This window comes from Streptomyces sp. NPDC035033, from assembly GCF_040636735.1.
In the GTDB taxonomy this organism is placed as follows: domain Bacteria; phylum Actinomycetota; class Actinomycetes; order Streptomycetales; family Streptomycetaceae; genus Streptomyces.
This window is the reverse complement of record NZ_JBEZUZ010000077.1, coordinates 24,380-40,358: the sequence shown is the minus strand read 5'-3', so window position 1 is coordinate 40,358 and position 15,979 is coordinate 24,380. Positions and strand designations below refer to the sequence as shown.

General features: G+C 76.2%; 16 protein-coding genes. 9 read left to right on the top strand and 7 right to left on the bottom strand.

Annotated features, from left to right (window positions below):
• A partial coding sequence (locus AB0E83_RS26585) for a hypothetical protein (RefSeq protein WP_362116862.1) occupies positions 1 to 2,256 on the bottom strand: 2,256 nt, incomplete at its 3' end.
• Positions 2,257 to 2,390: 134 nt separating this feature from the next.
• Between AB0E83_RS26585 and AB0E83_RS26580 the strand changes: the two genes are divergently transcribed.
• The 3 genes from AB0E83_RS26580 to AB0E83_RS26570 are packed head-to-tail and all read left to right on the top strand — an operon-like array spanning position 2,391 to position 4,214.
• Positions 2,391 to 3,209, top strand: coding sequence for a DeoR/GlpR family DNA-binding transcription regulator (locus AB0E83_RS26580; protein WP_362116859.1), 819 nt, complete (start codon positions 2,391 to 2,393; stop codon positions 3,207 to 3,209).
• Positions 3,206 to 3,664 carry an SRPBCC family protein gene (locus AB0E83_RS26575; protein ID WP_362116856.1) on the top strand — a complete coding sequence of 153 codons (459 nt, stop codon included), beginning with the start codon at positions 3,206 to 3,208 and terminating at the stop codon, positions 3,662 to 3,664. The genes AB0E83_RS26580 and AB0E83_RS26575 overlap by 4 nt, the downstream gene beginning before the upstream one ends.
• Before the next feature lie 49 nt (positions 3,665 to 3,713).
• Positions 3,714 to 4,214: an SRPBCC family protein gene (locus AB0E83_RS26570; RefSeq protein ID WP_362116853.1), complete on the top strand. Its 501-nt coding sequence runs from the start codon at positions 3,714 to 3,716 to the stop codon at positions 4,212 to 4,214.
• On the opposite strand, the gene AB0E83_RS26565 is transcribed toward AB0E83_RS26570, so the two are convergent.
• On the bottom strand, positions 4,174 to 5,301 hold the full coding sequence (locus AB0E83_RS26565) for a PLP-dependent cysteine synthase family protein (protein ID WP_362116850.1): 1,128 nt from the start codon (positions 5,299 to 5,301) through the stop codon (positions 4,174 to 4,176). The genes AB0E83_RS26570 and AB0E83_RS26565 overlap by 41 nt on opposite strands.
• A 197-nt stretch (positions 5,302 to 5,498) precedes the next feature.
• On the opposite strand from AB0E83_RS26565, the gene AB0E83_RS26560 reads away from it, so the two are divergent.
• Positions 5,499 to 5,816: a hypothetical protein gene (locus AB0E83_RS26560; protein WP_362116847.1), complete on the top strand. Its 318-nt coding sequence runs from the start codon at positions 5,499 to 5,501 to the stop codon at positions 5,814 to 5,816.
• A gap of 188 nt (positions 5,817 to 6,004) precedes the next feature.
• Positions 6,005 to 6,577, top strand: a complete 573-nt coding sequence (locus tag AB0E83_RS26555; protein ID WP_362116844.1) for an ATP-binding protein — start codon at positions 6,005 to 6,007, stop codon at positions 6,575 to 6,577.
• A gap of 5 nt (positions 6,578 to 6,582) precedes the next feature.
• Here AB0E83_RS26555 and AB0E83_RS26550 read toward each other — a convergent pair whose 3' ends face one another.
• A complete protein-coding gene (locus AB0E83_RS26550; protein ID WP_362116841.1) occupies positions 6,583 to 7,353 on the bottom strand; it encodes a class I SAM-dependent methyltransferase in 771 nt (256 codons plus the stop codon).
• 101 nt (positions 7,354 to 7,454) lie between these two features.
• Positions 7,455 to 8,681, bottom strand: coding sequence for an ROK family protein (locus AB0E83_RS26545; protein WP_362116838.1), 1,227 nt, complete (start codon positions 8,679 to 8,681; stop codon positions 7,455 to 7,457).
• 127 nt (positions 8,682 to 8,808) lie between these two features.
• Here AB0E83_RS26545 and AB0E83_RS26540 point away from each other — a divergent pair, with 127 nt between their 5' ends.
• Positions 8,809 to 9,552 (top strand): maleylpyruvate isomerase family mycothiol-dependent enzyme, encoded by a 744-nt coding sequence (locus AB0E83_RS26540; RefSeq protein WP_362116880.1) that lies wholly within the window; start codon positions 8,809 to 8,811, stop codon positions 9,550 to 9,552.
• Positions 9,553 to 9,613: 61 nt separating this feature from the next.
• Here AB0E83_RS26540 and AB0E83_RS26535 read toward each other — a convergent pair whose 3' ends face one another.
• A complete protein-coding gene (locus tag AB0E83_RS26535) occupies positions 9,614 to 10,318 on the bottom strand; it encodes a TetR/AcrR family transcriptional regulator (RefSeq protein ID WP_362116835.1) in 705 nt (234 codons plus the stop codon).
• A gap of 176 nt (positions 10,319 to 10,494) precedes the next feature.
• On the opposite strand from AB0E83_RS26535, the gene AB0E83_RS26530 reads away from it, so the two are divergent.
• Positions 10,495 to 10,905, top strand: a complete 411-nt coding sequence (locus AB0E83_RS26530; RefSeq protein ID WP_362116877.1) for a nitroreductase family deazaflavin-dependent oxidoreductase — start codon at positions 10,495 to 10,497, stop codon at positions 10,903 to 10,905.
• Positions 10,906 to 11,064: 159 nt separating this feature from the next.
• Here AB0E83_RS26530 and AB0E83_RS26525 read toward each other — a convergent pair whose 3' ends face one another.
• Entirely contained in the window at positions 11,065 to 12,348 is a 1,284-nt protein-coding gene (locus AB0E83_RS26525; protein ID WP_362116874.1) for a geranylgeranyl reductase family protein, read from the bottom strand.
• 342 nt (positions 12,349 to 12,690) lie between these two features.
• Here AB0E83_RS26525 and AB0E83_RS26520 point away from each other — a divergent pair, with 342 nt between their 5' ends.
• Together AB0E83_RS26520 and AB0E83_RS26515 are read left to right on the top strand one after the other, a co-directional pair.
• Complete coding sequence (locus tag AB0E83_RS26520; RefSeq protein ID WP_362116832.1) at positions 12,691 to 14,058, top strand: dipeptidase; 1,368 nt, start codon at positions 12,691 to 12,693, stop codon at positions 14,056 to 14,058.
• A gap of 120 nt (positions 14,059 to 14,178) precedes the next feature.
• Entirely contained in the window at positions 14,179 to 14,877 is a 699-nt protein-coding gene (locus AB0E83_RS26515) for an MBL fold metallo-hydrolase (RefSeq protein WP_362116829.1), read from the top strand.
• Between the two features lie 10 nt (positions 14,878 to 14,887).
• Here AB0E83_RS26515 and AB0E83_RS26510 read toward each other — a convergent pair whose 3' ends face one another.
• The gene (locus tag AB0E83_RS26510; protein ID WP_362116871.1) at positions 14,888 to 15,925 is read right to left on the bottom strand and encodes an NUDIX domain-containing protein; all 1,038 of its coding nucleotides are present in this window, start codon (positions 15,923 to 15,925) and stop codon (positions 14,888 to 14,890) included.
• Between the last annotated feature and the right edge of the window lie 54 nt (positions 15,926 to 15,979).

Sequence of the window (15,979 nt, the reverse complement as noted above, 5' to 3'; positions counted from 1 at the left end):
GTCCAGGAGCGCGGCCCGGCAGACCGCGAAGGCCGGGTCGGCCTGGTAGTCGGAGTGGCCGAGGACCGGTTCGGGCAGCGGGTGGGCGCGGGTGCGTCCGTACGCCACGGGGTCGGGCAGCACCGGGGCGTCGACGGCCGGCCGGCCGTCCTCGGCGGGGACCCGGACCGGGCCGCCGATGGGGTCGGTGGCCCGGTGCAGGTTGGTCCAGCAGCGCACGGCCCGGTGCAGGCCGCGCAGGGCGTCGGGGCCGAAGTAGGCGGGGAACCAGCGGCCGTAGAGCCGTTCCAGCGGGGAGCCGTAGGTGAGCAGGGCGACCCGCGCGCGGGTGGCGGCCGGCAGCTGCCAGACCGCCGCGGCGGCGAGGACGCTGCCCTGGGAGTGGCCGGAGATGACGAGGCGGCCGCCGGTGTGCCGGGTCCAGGAGCTCATCCGCCAGGTGAGGTCGGGCACGGCCCGCTCCGCGTAGCAGGGCGGCGCGAAGGGGTGGGCGGCGCGCGGCCAGAAGGTGCCGACGTCCCAGAGGATGCCGATGGTGCGGCGGGCGGAGGCGTCGCGGTAGGCGCGGCGGCCCCAGGTGACGAAGAGCAGGAAGCCGAAGCCGATCATCCAGGAGCCGAGGTCCTGGGTGGTGGTGGCGAGCGCGGCGATCGCGGGGTGGGCGCCGGCGAAGGCGCGGCCCGGGACCTCGCCGCTGGTCCAGGCGCCGACGACGGAGGCGGCGCCGAGCAGCAGGGCGGTGCCGGAGACGACGGCGACGAGGACGGGGGCGGAGTCGGTGAGGCCGGCGCGGGCGCGGCTCGACGCGATCTGGCCGGTGCGGACCGGATCGGGGCTCTCGCCGGCGTAGTCGGCCTCGACGGCGGCCCGCAGCCGGCGGGCGGCGACCGCGGTGCGGACGCCGAGGAGGGCGGCGGGCACGAGGAGCAGCAGGAGCAGGACGGGGATGACGGACGCCTGCCAGCTGAGGAGGACGGGCGGGCCGGCGAGGGGGCTCGCGGCGGTGCCGGGGGCGGCCGGGCCGTCGAGCCGGTCCGCGACCCACTGGGCGACGCCGCCGGACATGACCCCGCCCAGCGCGCAGGCCAGCATGGCGGTGGCGGGGCCGCCGAGCCCCGCGAGGGCGGTGCGGGGGTCGGGCCGGGACCGCTGGAGCAGCAGGGCGACGACGCCGAGGGCGACGACGAGGCCGCCCTGGGCGAGGGTGAGGGCGCCGAAGGCGGCGTCGCCGGGGAGGGTGCCGGCGGAGCTCCGGTCGGGCCGCGACCAGGCGGTGTGCACGGCGGTCAGGGCGAGCAGGCCGAGGGAGGCGGCGGGCAGCCGGGTGACGAGGGCGTGCTCCGCCCGCTGGTCGAGCCGGCGTTCGCTGCGGCCCCGGCCGCAGACCGCCCACAGCACGAGGACGGCGCCGAGCACCAGGGCGGCCCTCAGGGCGAGTCCGGCGGCGGCGAGCGCGCCGGTGTCGTGCCGGGCGGGCGCGGCGGCGAGGGCGCCGGTCACGGTGAGGAGGCCGGCGGCGGTGTGCGCGGCGCGCAGCCGGGCGACGAGCCGCCGCCCGTACCAGAAGCCGGGCCGGCCGAGCGCGGGCCGCGGGTCCTCGGGCGGCACGGGGTCGGCGGCGCCGTCGGTGGGCGGGCGCTGGGCCTCGTACGCGCTCCAGGTGCGGTGGGAGAGGTACCAGAGGAGGCCGACGAGGGCGGCCGGGAGGACGGCGGCGAGGGCGAGCCGGCGGCCCGGCTGCGACCACCAGCCGCCCCGGTCGGCGGCGAGGAAGCCGAGCCAGGCACGCCCGTCGGCGCAGGCGGGGGTGCCGGCGCACTGCCAGGCGGTCAGGTCGAGGGCGACCTCGCAGGCGGCGGCGGTGAGCAGCACGGTGAGGCTGAGGGCGAGGAGCCGGACGAGGACGCCGTAGAACCGTACGAGGACGGGGCGGCCGGGGGCGGGCGGGCGCATCCAGTGGGCGAGGTTGACCACCATGAACGGCAGGAGCAGCAGCCACAGGGCGCGGGTGCCGTCGCCCGAGGTGAGGTGGGACCAGACGTACGCCTCCGGCACCGGCCGGGCGGCGTACCGCTCGGGGTGGTCCTCGGCGTCGAGGTCCTCGGCGCGCCGGTGGACGGCGGCGGTCCCGTCGCCGGTGACCCGGACGGTCCTGGGGTCGTCCAGCATGGCCTGGGGGGTGGCTCCGCCGACTCCGTGGACGAGGAGTTCGAGCGCCGCGTCCCCGTGCTCCGGGGCGGGTGTGGCAGGGGACACTTAGGGGTCTTCCTCTCGCGAGTGGGAGGATGCGACGTGGCCTCCAGGATCGCGGACCGCCGTGCCCGGCGCACGGTTCCTCACCGAATCCGACGGCCATCCCCTTGTCTCCTGCGGAAGGACCGGCCCCGGCGGTGACTGACAATCAGAACCTCCTCGCGGAGCAGCGGCGCGCCCTGATCCTCGACGAGGTGCGGCGGCGCGGCGGCGTGCGGGTCAACGAGCTGACGCGCCGGCTCGGCGTCTCGGACATGACGATCCGCCGCGACCTGGACGCGCTGGCCCGGCAGGGCATGGTCGCCAAGGTGCACGGCGGGGCGGTGCCGGTGGCGGAGCCGAGCACGCACGAACCGGGGTTCGAGGCGAAGTCGGCGCTGGAGCCGAGCGCGAAGGACGAGATCGCGCGGGCGGCGGCGGCGCTGGTGCGGCCGGGCGCGGCGATCGCGCTCTCCGGCGGGACGACGACGTACGCGCTGGCGCGGCAGCTGCTCGACGTGCCGGACCTGACGGTGGTGACGAACTCGGTGCGGGTGGCGGACGTCTTCCACGAGGCGCGGCCGGCGTCCGGCGAGGGGCCGCGGGCGGCGACGGTGGTGCTGACGGGTGGGGTGCGGACGCCGTCGGACGCGCTGGTGGGCCCGGTGGCGGACCGGGCGGTCCGCTCGCTCCACTTCGACGTGCTGTTCCTGGGCGTGCACGGCCTGTCGGTGGAGGCGGGCCTGTCGACGCCGAACCTGGCGGAGGCCGAGACCAACGGCTGTCTGATCCGCTCGGCGCGCCGGGTGGTGGTGGTCGCGGACCACACCAAGTGGGGGACGGTGGGCCTGAGTTCGTTCGGGAGGCTGGACGAGGTGGACACCTGGGTGACGGACCGGGGAATGGCCGCGGAGGTGCGGGCCGAGGTCGCGGAGCACGTGCCGGGGCTGCTGGTGGCGGGCGAGACGGCCGCGTGAGCCGGTTCCGGGTGGTGCGCTCCGCGGCGCTGGAGCCGGCCGAGGCGTGGCGCCGGCTCACCGACTGGCCGGCGCACGGCCGGCGGGTGCCGCTGACCCGGACGACGGTCCTGACGCCCGGACCGAACCGGGCCGGGACGCGGTTCACCGCGCGGACCGGGCTCGGGCCGCTGGGCTTCGACGACCCCATGGAGGTGGTCCGCTGGGAGCCGCCGCTCGGGGACCGGCCGGGGGTGTGCCGGCTGGAGAAGTACGGGCGGGTGGTGCGCGGCTGGGCGGAGATCGAGGTGGCGGCGGCGGGCGGCGGCTCGCAGGTGGTGTGGACCGAGGAGCTGGCGGTGCGGGGGGTGCCGGGGTGCTTCGGTCCGGTGCTCGCGCGGGCGGGCCGGGTGGTCTTCGGCCGGGCCCTGGACGGACTGCTGCGCCATCACCCTTCGAACGGGCTTTCCCCTTGACGGTCTGTCAGCTAGGGTGCTTCTCCACTCGATCCGGGAGGTCCGTCCCATGCCACGCCGACTGCGGCCGGTGGAGTTCGGCTTCACCTCCACCGCGCCCGTCCGCCTCGCCTTCGAGGCCGTGCTCCAGGCGCCGCCCCCGGCGGTCTACCGCTCGATCGCGGTGGAGGTGGGCAGCCTGCCCGCCTGGTTCGCCTCGGTCGCCTCGGCCGTCCCCCTGGACGACGGGGCGCGCCGGACCATACGGCTGCGCGGCGGCGTCCGCTTCGAGGAGACGGTCCTCGCCGCCGAACCGGACCTCCGGTACGCCTACCGCGTGGACCTCACCAACGCGCCGGCGGTCTCCGCGCTGGCCGAGGAGTGGGCGCTGACGCCGGAGGGCCCCGGGACGCGGCTGCGCTGGACGATGGCGGCCGACGGCCCGGCGCCGTTCCGCGCCGGGCTGCGGATGGCCTCGCCGGGCCTGGGCCTGTCCTTCCGCCGGGCGGCGGCCTCGCTGGACCGGCGGCTCACTCCGGCCAGGCGCCCGTCGCCAGGAAGCGCTCGATAGCGGCGGCGTACGGGGCGATGTCGAGGCCCTGCGCGGCGAGCCAGTCGTCCGAGTAGTACTTGTCGAGGTAGCGGTCGCCCGGGTCGCAGATGAGGGTGACGACGCTGCCGGTGCGCTCCTCGGCGACCATCTCGGCCACGATCTTGAGGGCGCTCCACAGCCCGGTGCCGGTGGAGCCGCCGGCCTTGCGGCCGATCGCGGTCTCCAGGGCGCGGACGGCGGCCACGCTCGCCGCGTCCGGGACCTTCATCATCCGGTCGACGGCGCCGGGCACGAAGCTGGGCTCCATCCGGGGCCGGCCGATGCCCTCGATGCGGGAGCCGCAGTCGGCGGTGGCGTCGGGGTCGTGGCGCACCCAGCCGTCGAAGAAGCAGGAGTTCTCCGGGTCGGCGACGCAGATGCGGGTGTCCTGCTGGGTGTAGTGGACGTAGCGGGCGATGGTGGCGGAGGTGCCGCCGGTGCCGGCGGTGGCGACGATCCAGGCCGGCTCGGGGTACCGCTCCAGGCGCAGCTGCTGGTAGATCGACTCGGCGATGTTGTTGTTGCCGCGCCAGTCGGTGGCCCGCTCGGCGTAGGTGAACTGGTCCATGTAGTGGCCGCCGGTGCGCGCGGCGAGCGCCGCGGACTCCTCGTACATCGAGCGCGGGTCGTCGACGAAGTGGCACCGCCCGCCGTGGAACTCGATGAGCCGGCACTTCTCGGGGCTGGTGGTGCGGGGCATCACGGCGACGAAGGGGACGCCGATGAGCTTGGCGAAGTACGCCTCGGAGACGGCGGTCGAGCCGCTCGACGCCTCGATGACCGGCTTGCCGGGGCGGATCCAGCCGTTGCAGAGCGCGTACAGGAAGAGCGAGCGGGCCAGGCGGTGCTTGAGGCTGCCGGTGGGGTGGGTGGACTCGTCCTTGAGGTAGAGGTCGATGCCCCACTTCTCGGGGAGCGGGAAGCGCAGCAGGTGGGTGTCGGCGGAGCGGTTGGCGTCGGCCTGGACCTTGCGGACGGCCTCCTTCAGCCAGGCGCGGTAGGCCGGGTCGCTGCGGTCGACGTCCACCGTGGCGACGGCTCCGGCGGTGTCGGGGGTGCTGCTCAACGGCTCTCTCCTCGCTGTCGCGCCGGGGTGGACCCCTGGCTTCCCTCCTTCGACGATACCGCTCCCACCTGGGCAAACGTTCCCTTTGACGGTCCATAGGAACCCCTTGGGGAACGGCTGAGCGACCGTCACTGGTGCCCGTGCCGACGGCCCGGCACACTGGGTGGGGACAGAGCGGACGGAAGGGGTGGACCGGCATGTCGGAACCGGAGTTCAGCGCCAGGGGCGTGCGGATCGCGCGGTGGCCGCGCTCGCTCACCCGCGCCGGGGAGGTGCGCATCGAGGACGGCCGGCTCGCACTGCTGACGAGTTACGGCTCCGAGATCGACAGCGCGCCCGTCAAGGCGGTGCGGGCGGGCCGGCCGTGGTTCGCGAAGGCGGACGAGACGGTGGCGAAGGTGAACGGCACCCGCTACCGGCTGACCATGGACGGCGCCGGGGACGACGACGCCCGGGACGCCGAGCAGGCGGGCCGCTTCCTCGCCGCGCTGAAGCGGGCGGCCGGCGGCAGGTGACCCGGCCGCCAGGGCGCTGACCTGGGGGAGCTCGCCGCGGGTTGCGGCCCGGTGACGGCTGGTTCAGGCTGGAAACACCTCACTGAGGGTTCACCGGTGGTGACACTGTGCTCAGTGCGCCGCCCTGATGTACCGCATGACAGATCCGAATCTCCGTCTTCTTCAGACCACTTCGGGGAGTCGCAGCCGTGATCAGCGAGCCGAGCAGGTATTACGCGGTGGAGCTCCAGGCTCTGCCGGCGCGGATCGGACAGATCCGCAGGATCGCCTCCGCCCATCTGCGCCATTGGCGCCTCGACGACCTGGTCGATCCCGTCGGACTGGGATTGACCGAGCTGTTGAGCAATGTGCACCGCCACGCGCAGCCCGACAAGGAGTGCGCCGTCGAGCTGGAACTCCTGCTCGACCGGCTGACCGTCTCGGTCCGGGACAACGACCCCCGGATACCGGTGGCGGCGGACCCGACGGCCCGGGACCCGTACGACGAGCCGGACGCGCTCGCCACCTCGGGCCGCGGCCTCGCCATCGTCGGGGCGCTCAGCGACAGCTGGGGGGCGCGTCCGTGCGGCGCGAGCGGCAAGACCGTCTGGTTCACCCTGACGGCACCGCCGTGTGCCGGCGGACCGGCCGTCACCGGCGCCGAGGCCGGGTTCGGTCTCGTGCCGGCGGGCCCGGTCGTCTCGTACAGCCGCCTCGCGGGCGTCCCCCTCGGCGCCCCGGCCGAGGCCCCGGCGCTCGCCGCGAGCGGCGCCCCGGTCTGACGGCGTCAGGCCGTGGCGACCAGCGTCAGGTACGCGATGCCGAGGACGTTCCGGTAACCGTTCAGCCAGCCGGAACGCTGCCGGTCGACGCGCTCGCGGGTCTCGGCGGCCCGCGGGTGGTCCGGGTGGGCGGCGAGCCACAGCTCCGTGTCGTACCGGTAGCCGGACTCGAACTCCTCCCACTCGTCGTGGTTCGCCGACTCGATCCACGCCGGCCGGAACCCCGTCTCGATCGCCAGGTCCACGAGGGCGCCCAGCGGGAGGTGGTCGCCGGCGCGGGCGCCGGGCCACATCCCGGCGAGCTCCGCCCCGGTCGGGGTCCGCTCCCAGAAGCCCTCGCCGAGCACCACCACGCCGCCGGGCCGGACCAGCCGGCGCAGCTCGCGCAGCGCCTCCGCCGGGTCGTGCGGCAGCTCCGGGTCGCACAGGGCCTGGCTGGAGCCGAGGCAGAGGACCGCGTCGACGGGGCCCCGCCCGGTCCCGCGGGCGGACTCCTCGGCGAAGACGGCACGGTCCGCGAGGCCGCGCTCCGCGGCGAGCGCCCGGCCCCGGGCGAGGTCCTCGGCGTTGATGTCGATGCCGGTCCCCTTCGCCCCGGGCACCGCGTCGAGGACGCGGAGCAGCAGCTCGCCCCAGCCGCAGCCGATGTCGAGGACGTCGGCGGGGCGGAAGCCGGCGACCCGGCGGACCAGGCGCCCGGCCCGGTCCTCGGAGAGCGGGCCGTGGAAGGTGAGGCTGCCCAGGCGGGGCGGGAGCGCGGCATCGGAATCGATCATGGACGGGGACGTTACCGGTCCCGGCCGGGCCGCGCCCACCCCTTTTCGCGCCCCGGGCCCGGCGGACCGGCCGGAACCGCGGCCTCCCGGGCGGCCCCGGCTCAGACGGGCGCGCCGCCGAGGGCGGTGAGCGGGTCGTCGAGGACCGGCTGCCAGGCCAGTTCGGCCGCGCCGACCAGGCTGTTGTGGTCCAGGGTGGACGGCAGGATCGGGACGCCGCCGCTGCGGCCCCACAGGCTGCGGTCGGCGACGACCGCGCGCAGCCGCTCCGGATCGGCGTCGAGCAGCTCGCGGTGGAGGCCGCCGAGGACGATCCGGTCCGGGTTGAGGATGTTCACCAGGCCGGCGAGGCCCAGGCCCAGCCGGTCGATCAGCTCCTCCACCGCCGCGCGCACCCCCGGGTCGTCCGGCGCGGTCCGCAGCAGGTCGCGGGCCTGCTGGAGGAGGGAGACCTCCGGGCCCGGCGCCCGGCCGGCGACCGTGAGGAAGGCCAGCGGGTCGGTCTCGACGTCCAGGCAGCCGCGGCCGCCGCAGTGGCAGGGCCGGCCCTCCGGATGGACCGTCAGGTGGCCGACCTCCAGGGCGAGTCCCGAACTGCCCGTGTGGAGCCGCCCGTCGAGGACGAGCGCCCCGCCGACGCCCCGGTGGCCGGTGGCCACGCACAGCAGGTCGCGGGCGCCGCGCCCGGCTCCGTGCCGGTGCTCGGCGAGCGCGGCGAGGTTCACGTCGTTGCCGGTGAAGGCCGGGCCCTCGACGCCGGCGGCCCGGATCCGCTCGGCGAAGATCTGCCGGACCGGGGCGCCCGCCGGCCAGGCCAGGTGGAGGGGGTTGAGGGCGGTGCCCTCGGGCTCGGCGACCGCGGACGGCACGGCGAGCCCCGCCCCGACGCACCGCCGTCCGGTCTCGCGGAGCAGCCCGGCGCCCGCGTCCACGACGGCGCCGATGACCTGCGCCGGGTCGGCCGAGACCGTCAGCTTGCCGGGGACGGTGGCCACCAGGGTGCCGCCGAGGCCGATCAGCGCGGCCCGGAAGCCGTCGGGGTGGACCTGCCCGGCGAGCACCACGGGGCCCTTCTCGTCGATGGCGAGCCGGTGCGAGGGGCGGCCCTGGGAACCGGCCGCGGCCCCGGGGTTGGAGTCGACCCGGATGAGCCCGAGGGCCTCCAGCTCGGCGGCGACGGCCCCGGCGGTGGCGCGGGTGACACCGAGTTCGGCGGTGAGGACGGCCCGCGTCGGCGCGCGGCCGGTGTGCACCAGCTCCAGCGCGGGGCCGAGCGCGCTGCGCCCCCTGTCCAGCCGAGTACGCGTCGTCGTCGCCTTGCCGTTCATGCGCCCGAGTCTGCCATGATCGGCCCCGCCCGCCCGACCCGGGCGGATCCGGCCGGAAGGCGTGTGCGCCGGGCGGCCCGGTGTCAGAATCCCGGCCGTGGACGCGTACGCCGGGGAGAGGGGCACGATGAAGGTCACGGAGCACATCGACGCGCTGGAGGCGGCCGGGCGCGGGCTCGCCGCGGCCGCGGAGGCGGCGGGACCGGACGCGGAGGTGCCGACCTGCCCGGGGTGGCGGGTCCGCGACCTGCTGCGGCACACCGCGACGGTGCACCGCTGGGCGACGGGCTTCGTCGCCGAGGGGCACCCGGAGCCCCGGCCCATGGAGGACGAACCGGACCTGGACGGCGCCCCGCTCCTCGCCCACTACCGCGAGAGCCACGCCGCCCTGGTCGCCGCCCTGCGCGCCGCGCCGGAGGCGCTCACCGCCTGGGCCTTCCTGCCGGCCCCGTCCCCGCTGGCCTTCTGGGCCAGGCGGCAGGCCCACGAGACGGCCGTGCACCGGGCGGACGCCGAGTCGGCGCTGCCCGCGGGCCCGGGACCGGTCGGGACCGGTCTCGCCGCCGACGGCGTCGACGAACTCCTCGCCGGCTTCCACGCCCGCGACCGCAGCCGGGTCAGGACCGACGCACCGCGCACGCTGCGGATCCGGGCGACCGACACCGGGGACGTGTGGACGGTACGGCTCTCGGCCGCGCCGCCCGTCACGGAGCGCGGCACGGCGGCGTCCGCGCCGGTGGACGCCGAGGTGGCCGGGACCGCCGACCGGCTCTACCTGACGCTGTGGAACCGGCTGCCCGCCTCGGCGGTGACCGTCACGGGCGACGCGGGGCTGCTGCGGCTGTGGCGGGAGACCTCCGCGGTCGGCTGATCCCGCCGGGGCGCGGGGCGGTCCGCCCCTCCGGTCACGGCCGGGAGCGCAGGCCCTCCGGTCACGGCCGGGGGCGCAGGCCCACCTCGCGGCCGAGGCGTTCGGCGGCGGCGGCGAAGAACGCGTCCCGGTCCTCGACGATCCGGTCGAACTGGCCGAACACCTCGAAGGAGACCAGGCCGAAGAGCTGCGCCCAGGCGGAGACGAGGGCGGCGGCGAGGGCCGGCGGCAGGTCGGGGGCGAGGTCGGCGGCGAGCCGGGCCGCCTCGGGGGCCAGTCCGTCCGGGAGCGGCGGGAGGGCGACGCCCTCGTCCTCCCAGGCGGCGCGGGCGGTCCCGACGAGGAGCAGGCCGACCCGGGCGGCCGGGCCGACGGTGTCCTGGGGCGCCGAGTAGCCGGGGACCGGGGAGCCGTAGATCAGGGCGTACTCGTGGGGGTGGGCGACGGCCCAGGCCCGGACCGCGCGGCAGACGGCGGTCCACTGGGCGAGGCGGTCGCCGGGCGCGGCGCGCCCGGCGGCGGCGTGGGCCTTCTCCGCGGCGGCGCCGACGGCGTCGTACGCGTCGATGATCAGCGCGGTCAGCAGCTCGTCGCGGCTGGGGAAGTAGCGGTAGAGCGCGGAGGAGACCATGCCGAGCTCGCGGGCGACGGCGCGCAGCGAGAGCTTGGCGGCGCCCTCGGCGGCGAGCTGCCGGCGGGCCTCGTCCTTGATGGCGGCGGTGATCTCGATCCGGGCGCGGGCGCGGGCTCCTCGAACGGTGCTCATGGAGAGCAGTGTGCCACGACCGGAGCGCCGCACCGAAATGAGAGCACCGCTCTTGATTGAGAGCGACGATCCGTGCACACTGTTCTCAAGCGAGAGCAGTGCTCACGATTCGAGGAGGCCCCGTGTCCGCCACCGCCGCCCACGTCATCAAGCCCGGCTGGTTCACCGTCCACGTCATGAACCGCGCCGTCGCCTGGCTCACCCGCCGGGGCGTCAGCGTCTGGGGCTCGCGGGTCCTCGCCGTCCGGGGTCGCAAGAGCGGCGTCTGGCGGACCACGCCGGTGAACGTGCTCACCCTCGACGGCGCCCGCTATCTGGTCGCCCCGCGCGGACACGTCCAGTGGACCCGCAACATGCGGGCGGTCGGCGGCGGCGAACTGCACCTCGGCAAGCACGTGGAGGCGTTCACCGCGACCGAGGTCGAGGACGACGCCAAGGTGGAGGTGCTGCGCGCCTACCTCAAGCGCTGGAAGGCCGAGGTCGGGGCCTTCTTCGGCGGCGTCGGCCCGGACTCCTCCGACGAGGAGCTGCGCGCCGTCGCCCCCAAGCACCCCGTCTTCCGCATCACGGCCGCCCCGGACGCGTGAGGGCGGGCACCGGCCCGCAGGCCCGCACCCGCCCTCGCCGCACACGGCCGCCCCTCGGAAAGCCGACTCGGCCCGTTCCCCGGAAAGCCGGCCCGGCCCGTTCCCCGGAAAGCCGGCCCGGCCCGTTCCCCGGGGAGCCGGCCCGAGCCGGCCCGGTCCTCAGGAAGTGCCGGGCTCCCGGTCTCCGGCGGAGACCTCGCCCCCGTCCGCGCCGGGCTCCTCGTCCCTGCGGTGCACGCCCCGGCCCGCCGGGCCGACGCCGGACTCCGTGTCCATGCGCTTGTCGAGCACCTCCAAGGCGCGCCGGGCCAGTCCGTTCGACCGGACCATGCCGGCGAGCGTGGCCGAGCCGCGGGTGATGTCCGCGAACGCCTTCCAGGCCGGCCGCACCCCGGTGAGCACCGCGTGCAGCAGTCCGGGGCGGCGCTCGAAGACGGAGAGCATCCGCCGTCCGACCGCCATCTCCACGCCGAGCCCGGCCTTGATCGCGAAGGCGTAGTTCAGCGCCTGGCGGCGGGCGTCCACCGCGTCGCCGGCCTCCGCGACCCGGACCGCCCACTCGCCGGCGAGCCGGCCGGAGCGGAGCGCGTACGAGATGCCCTCGCGGGTCCACGGCTCCAGCAGGCCCGCCGCGTCGCCGCAGACCAGGACCCGGCCGCGGGAGAGCGGCGAGTCGTCGGTGCGGCAGCGGGTGAGGTGGCCGGAGGAGACCGCGGGCTCGAAGCCGGCGAGGCCGAGCCGGGCCACGAAGTCCTCCAGGTACCGCTTGGTCGCCGCGCCCTCGCCGCGCGCCGAGATGACGCCGACCGTGAGCGTGTCGCCCTTCGGGAAGACCCAGCCGTAACTGCCGGGCATCGGGCCCCAGTCGATGAGGACGCGGCCCTTCCAGTCCTCCGCCACCGACGGCGGCACCGGGATCTCCGCCTCCAGGCCCAGGTCGACCTGGCCGAGCCGCACCCCGACGTGCGCCCCTATCCGGCTGGCGCTGCCGTCCGCGCCGACCACGGCCCGCGCGAGCACCGTCTCGCCGTCGGCGAGGACCACCGCGACCGTCCGCCGGTCCGGCACGGACGGGCCGTGCTGCTCCACCCGGGTCACCGTCGCGCCGGTGCGGAGCTGCGCGCCCGCCTTCTGCGCGTGCTCCACGAGCTGGGCGTCGAACTCGGGCCGGTTGATCAGCCCGAAGAGCATCCGGCGGGAGCGGCGGGTGCGGGCGAAGCGGCCTTCGAGGGAGAAGGTGACCGCGTGCACCCGGTCCTGGAGCGGCAGTTCGAAGCCGGGCGGCAGGGAGTCGCGGGACGGGCCGATGATGCCGCCGCCGCAGGTCTTGTACCGGGGCAGCTCGGCCTTCTCCAGGAGCAGCACCCGGCGGCCCGCGACCGCCGCCGCGTACGCCGCCGAGGCGCCCGCCGGACCGGCGCCGACGACCACGACGTCCCACACGTCCGGCCGCTCCCCGCCGGACTCCGCGCCGGACTCCGCGCCGAAGTCCGCGTCGGGGTCCGTACCGGGCTCCGTGCCGGGCTCTCCCGCGGGGCCGGTCTCCCCGGCCGCCGGGGCCGGATCGCCGGGCACGAGCGGCTCGGTGGGCTCCGGACCGGCGTTCTCTGCGTGCTCGCTGCTCACGTGTGCTTCTGCTCCTGATCCGACCGGCGTCTGCTTCCCGCATCCTACGGCTCGGTAGGCCGCGGCCCGGTCGTAGGATCGAGGGTGCGATCGCCGTACCACCAGATACGCCGTTCGCTCTCTTCTGCTCTCAACGTCGCACCCACGAGGAGCGTGCCCATGACGCCGAATCCGATCGCCGACACCGTCCGGTCCCTGATGCCTCGCGCGAAGGCCGAGCTGACGGAACTGGTCGCCTTCGAGTCGGTCGCGGACGAGGCCGTGGCCCCCCGCAGCGAGTGCGAGGCCGCCGCGAACTGGGTCGCCGACGCCCTGCGCGCCGAGGACTTCCGCGACGTGGCGCTGCTCGACACCCCGGACGGCTCGCAGTCCGTGTACGGCGTGCTGCCGGGCCCGGCCGGCGCGCCGACGGTCCTCCTCTACGCCCACTACGACGTGCAGCCGAAGCTGGACGAGTCGGCGTGGCTGACCCCGCCGTTCCGGCTGACCGAGCGCGAGGACGGCCGCTGGTACGGGCGCGGCGCCGCCGACTGCAAGGGCGGTTTCATCCTGCACCTGCTGGCGCTGCGGGCCCTCAAGGCCAACGGCGGCGTGCCGGTCACCGTCAAGATGATCGTGGAGGGCTCGGAGGAGCAGGGCACCGGCGGCCTGGAGCGGTACGCCGAGGAGCACCCCGAGCTGCTGACCGCCGACACCATCGTGATCGGCGACGCGGGCAACTTCCGGGTCGGCCTGCCGACGGTGACCGCCACCCTGCGCGGCATGACGATGATCCGGGTCCAGGTCGACACCCTGGAGGGCAACCTGCACTCCGGCCAGTTCGGCGGTGCCGCGCCCGACGCTCTCGCCGCGCTGATCCGGATCCTGGACTCGCTGCGGGCCGAGGACGGCTCGACGGTGATCGACGGGCTGCCGGCCGACGCCGTCTGGGAGGGCCTGCAGTACCCGGAGGAGCAGTTCCGCGCCGACGCCAAGGTGCTGCCGGGCGTGGAGCTGCCGGGCGCGGGCACGGTCGCCGACCGCATCTGGGCCCGCCCGGCCGTCACCGTCATCGGCATCGACTGCCACCCGGTGGCCGGCGCCACCCCGTCGATCCCGCGGACCGCCCGCGCCCAGATCAGCCTGCGGGTGCCGCCCGGCCAGGACGCGGCCGAGGCGACCAAGCTGCTCTTCGCGCACATCGAGAAGCACACGCCGTGGCACGCGCGCGTGACCCTGGAGCAGGTCGGCCAGGGCCAGCCGTTCCAGGCGGACGTCACCAGCCCGGCGTACGCGTCGATGGCCGAGGCGATGCGGGTCGCGTACCCCGGCCAGGAGATGCAGGCGGCCGGCATGGGCGGCTCGATCCCGCTGTGCAACACCCTCGCCTCGCTCTACCCGGAGGCCGAGATCCTGCTCATCGGCCTGAGCGAGCCGGACGCGCAGATCCACGCGGTCAACGAGTCCGTCTCGCCGGAGGAGCTGGAGCGGCTCGCGGTCGCGGAGGCCCTGTTCCTGGTGAACTACGCGGAGGGCCGCCGGGCCTGACGCCCCGGCGGGCGCCGGCGCCGGTCCCCGTACCGGCTCCGGCGCCGTTCAGCGCTGGGCGAAGCTCGCCCAGAGCGTAGAACCCCCCGCCGGAGCCCCGGCGCCCCGTACGTTCGCCGCATGGAAGCCTCGCGGATCACGCCCCGGCTGCACCTGCTCGACCACGGGATCGGGCAGGCGTACCTCTGGCGGGACGACACGGAACTGACCCTGGTGGACGCCGGCTGGGCCGGATCGGCGGACCGCACGACCGCGGCGATACGGGCGGCCGGTCTCGACCCGGACCTGCTCGCCCGCGTCGTCCTCACCCACGCCCACCGCGACCACGTGGGCGCGGCGCAGGAGCTGGCCGACCGGCACGGGGCCGAGATCGTCGCCCACCGGCTCGACGCGCCGGTCGTGCGCGGGGAGGCGCCGGTGCCCGAGCCCGACCTCCTGGAGTGGGAACTCCCGCTGTGGGAGCACGGCCTGACCGTCCCGGAGGCGCCGCCCACCCGGGTGGACCGGGAGGTCGTGGACGGCGAGGAGCTCGGCTTCGGGGACGGCGCGGTCGCGGTCCACACCCCCGGGCACACCCCCGGTTCGATGGCGGTCCACCTCCCGCGCCACGGCGTGCTCTTCGCGGGCGACACCGTGGCGTCGGTGCGGGGGGTGACCTTCGGCGTCTTCCACGTGGACCGCGCCCTCGCCCTGGAGTCGATGCGGCGCCTCGCGGGGCTGCGTCCCTCGGTGCTGTGCTGCGGGCACGGGCCCGTGGTGACCGTGGACACGGCGGAGCGGCTGGCGGCGGCCGCGGCCGCCGGAGCCGTCGAGCTCTGACGGCGGGCGGTCAGCCCACCGGCACGCCGGCCTCCAGGTTGAGCACGGTGCCGCGTTCCCGCGCGCGCAGGGCCCAGCGGAGGCGGTCGTACCGGACGGGCGGGAGGAGGCCGGCGGCCTCCTCCTCGGTGACGAAGCGCCAGGCGCGCAGTTCGGCGCCGGGGAGGCGGAGCCGGGCCGTGTCGCCGGCGGCGAGCCGGCCGCCGTCGAAGAGGAGCCGGAGACCGCCGAAGCCGGGCGGCTGCGGGCGTTCCCAGTCGACGAGGAGCAGCCGGGGCACGGCGCCGAGTTCGAGGCCGATCTCCTCGGCGACCTCGCGCATCCCGGCGCGGGCGGGCGGTTCGCCGGGTTCGACGACGCCGCCGGGGAACTCCCAGCCCGGCTTGTAGGTGGGGTCGACGAGGAGGAAACGGTCCTCCTCGTCGAAGAGGAGGACGCCGGCGGCCAGGGTCTCGCGGGTCGGTTCGGGCGTCTGGACGATCCCGCAGGGCGCGGCGAGGCCGTCCCGGACCGCGTCGGCGACCGCGCGGGCGGCCTCGGCGACGGTGAGCTTCGAGGTGTCGACGGCGTGGGCGTCGGCGCCCAGCCAGCCCGCGACGGCCTCCCGGTAGGACGGGAGGCGGTCGTGGCACCAGTGGCGCACGCGGGCGTCGGCGTCCGGGTCGCCGTACTCCGCCCGTCCGTCGATCCGCGCCCGCAGGATCGTTTCCTCCGGTGCCAGGAGCACATGCCGGACGTCGATCCGGCGGGCGGCGAGGCCGCCGAAGATCTCGTCGCGGTACTCCTGCCGGAGCAGCGTCATCGGGACGACGAGCACCCCGCCGACCTCGGCGTGCAGGGCGGCGGCGGTGTCCACGACGAGCCGGCGCCAGATCGGCAGGTCCTGGTAGTCGTCGACCTCGGCGAGCCGCTCGGCGGGCACCAGCCGGCGCACTTCGCCGCCGGTCGCCTCGGGGTCGTACAGCGTGCTGTGCGGGATCAGTCCGACCAGTTCGCGCGCGGTGCTGGACTTCCCCGCGCCGAACGCACCGTTGATCCAGACGATCACGATTCCCCCCTCATCATCGACCCTCATCGACGGCCCCCTGTGGCTTGCCCGCAA

What these genes read in the sequence shown, in the direction of transcription:
- AB0E83_RS26515 (WP_362116829.1), top strand. Translation starts at nt 14,179, where the DNA reads ATGGAAGCCTCGCGGATCACGCCCCGGCTGCACCTGCTCGACCACGGG.
- AB0E83_RS26550 (WP_362116841.1), bottom strand. Translation starts at nt 7,353, where the DNA reads ATGATCGATTCCGATGCCGCGCTCCCGCCCCGCCTGGGCAGCCTCACC.
- AB0E83_RS26520 (WP_362116832.1), top strand. Translation starts at nt 12,691, where the DNA reads ATGACGCCGAATCCGATCGCCGACACCGTCCGGTCCCTGATGCCTCGC.
- AB0E83_RS26540 (WP_362116880.1), top strand. Translation starts at nt 8,809, where the DNA reads ATGAAGGTCACGGAGCACATCGACGCGCTGGAGGCGGCCGGGCGCGGG.
- AB0E83_RS26545 (WP_362116838.1), bottom strand. Translation starts at nt 8,681, where the DNA reads ATGAACGGCAAGGCGACGACGACGCGTACTCGGCTGGACAGGGGGCGC.
- AB0E83_RS26570 (WP_362116853.1), top strand. Translation starts at nt 3,714, where the DNA reads ATGCCACGCCGACTGCGGCCGGTGGAGTTCGGCTTCACCTCCACCGCG.
- AB0E83_RS26530 (WP_362116877.1), top strand. Translation starts at nt 10,495, where the DNA reads ATGAACCGCGCCGTCGCCTGGCTCACCCGCCGGGGCGTCAGCGTCTGG.
- AB0E83_RS26535 (WP_362116835.1), bottom strand. Translation starts at nt 10,318, where the DNA reads ATGAGCACCGTTCGAGGAGCCCGCGCCCGCGCCCGGATCGAGATCACC.
- AB0E83_RS26560 (WP_362116847.1), top strand. Translation starts at nt 5,499, where the DNA reads ATGTCGGAACCGGAGTTCAGCGCCAGGGGCGTGCGGATCGCGCGGTGG.